This window comes from Corynebacterium mucifaciens, assembly GCF_012396315.1.
Taxonomy (GTDB): Bacteria; Actinomycetota; Actinomycetes; order Mycobacteriales; family Mycobacteriaceae; genus Corynebacterium; species Corynebacterium mucifaciens.
The window spans coordinates 1-2,016 of sequence record NZ_JAAXPF010000024.1 but is presented as its reverse complement, the minus strand read 5'-3'; the positions used below and the strand labels follow the sequence as shown (position 1 = coordinate 2,016).

Annotated in this window: 2 protein-coding genes; both read right to left on the bottom strand. The window is 58.5% G+C overall.

Features of this window, described 5'->3' with window-relative positions; all coding sequences use genetic code 11:
* Positions 1 to 36 precede the first annotated feature (36 nt).
* Entirely contained in the window at positions 37 to 1,056 is a 1,020-nt protein-coding gene (locus HF989_RS10655) for an IS3 family transposase (RefSeq protein ID WP_246234009.1), read from the bottom strand.
* Positions 1,053 to 1,970, bottom strand: a complete 918-nt coding sequence (locus HF989_RS10650; RefSeq protein WP_038609203.1) for a hypothetical protein — start codon at positions 1,968 to 1,970, stop codon at positions 1,053 to 1,055. Before HF989_RS10650 ends, HF989_RS10655 begins: the two co-directional genes overlap by 4 nt.
* Positions 1,971 to 2,016 lie beyond the last annotated feature (46 nt).

Below are 2,016 nucleotides of genomic sequence, written 5' to 3'. Positions count from 1 at the left end.
CGCTTTGTGTCAAGTGGTTGTGAACGGGTTTGGGTGTTAGATCGTGATGGGTTGTGGGGGTGGGGCGGTTTGGGTGGTGGTGCGGATGATGCTGACTTCTGCTGGAAGGCTTGTGCCGGCTTTGGTGTCCGGTAGTTGTGTGATGGCGCCTTCGCTCAGTGCGGTTCGCATCGCTTCTTCACGTTTGTGCTGCAGTTGTATCCAGGTGCCGTCGAGGACTGCTTGTGGTGGGTAGTAGTTGATCCCGCTGTGCGGGGTGGCGTTGTAGACCGGCACCCAAGCGCTGACCCAGGCGTTGGCTTCGCTCAGCGTGGTAAAGGTTTTCGGATAGTAAGTCCTGGTCTTTAGGGTGTGAAACACCGACTCGGCGTGCGGGTTGTCGTTGCTGGTGTGCGGCCGGTTCAACGAGCGGGCCACACCGTGTTCGGCGAACAGTTTGCCGAGTCGTTTGCTGGTCATCGCAGCACCGTTGTCGGAGTGCACGGTGTGCACATCGGGAAAACGAGTGAAGATGTCGGCGAACATCGCTGCTGCAAGTTGGCTGTTTTCTCGTTCGGCGACGACGAACCCGACGATGGCACGCGAGTACAGATCGATCACCATGTGCAACGCGAAGGTTTGCCCGTAGTACTGGCCAGGCAAAAACGTAATGTCCCAGCACAACACCTGTCCGGGGGCGGTGGCGTGCACATGCGGCGGCGCGGCGGTGTGGCGGCGTGTAGCTTGTCTGGCTTTGGTGTTGTGGCGTTGGTGCAACAGTTTGCCATGGGCTTTGGCCACTCGGTAAAAGCTGCGCAGACTCGCCAGATAGATCCCGTTGTTCAACGCGGCGTAAAACACCTGGTCCACCCCGCAATGCGGATTGCCATCTAGTATTTCTACGATGCGTTTCACAGTGGCATCCGGCAACCGGTTGATCCGGCGTTGGTGATGCGGAATCGGGTTGTCGGTGCGTGGGCGCGGATTGGTTTCGTAGAAGACCCGGCTGCGCGACACGCCGATAATGCCCATTGCTTTCGTTTTGGAGTAACCGACGGAAACAAGCTGGTTGATCAGCGTTTCTTCCGCTTGCCGTCCTTGCTCGTAGAGGCGTTGTTGGGCGTCGGTGAGGACTTTTCCTCCGCGTCTGAGTCCACGCCAGGTGCTCCTGGCATGGACGCTAAAGCTTTTCCCAACACGTCAGTGGCCAACTCAGCCCGCTCTGCCCTTTCCGTCGCCTTATCCAGGGCACGCTGCATTGCTTCTTCCCGGCGTTTCGCGTCGAGTTCCAGCTTGCGCTTGTCCTGCGTTAGCGCGGAAATTTCCTTGCGCAGCTGCTGAATTTCAGCGCATTCATCCATCGTCAACGTTCCAACCCTCCTTGGCCTTGTGCGTGTCGGCAGATCACCGTCCGCCACCATTGCTGTCCAGCGTCGCACGGTGTGAGAGCCAAGTCCATGCGCAACCAACCACGCTTCTTTCTGGCCATGCGGTACTAACCCGTACTCGACAACCACCTCACGGATGTATTCCGCACTAGGTTTGCCCAGGTAGGCAGCATCCGCCAAGTGTTTGGCACGCTCGGCACCGCCAAGGCCGTCATCAGTGGTTTTCGATTTCTGCAATGCGCGGGCCCAACGCTTGATATTGAGGTATTGGATTCCCTGCCGAGCACACCACAGGCCCTTCGTCCCATAGGGCAACACGTTGTAAATCGTGATCATCTGCCGCTGCTGTGCTGGATGAAACCAACTACCGGAACCGGTCGTGCGGTACGGGGAGAACACGAACGCCACCGACTCAGGCGACGCTAACGTCTCATCATCGAGCACTTCCCCCACCGCCAGCACACGCGGCGGCATCGCCAAGATCTCCTCGACTTCCTCACGCGACGTCTTAGGCTTGACCTTCCGGGCAACCACCGGGACCTCAACAGCCGGAGCCGACGTCAACACCGACGGCACCAACTGAGGCAACTGCGAATCGGTCATGAACAAAACCTCCTACGGTTCGTCGTTCACAACCACCTTGGCACTA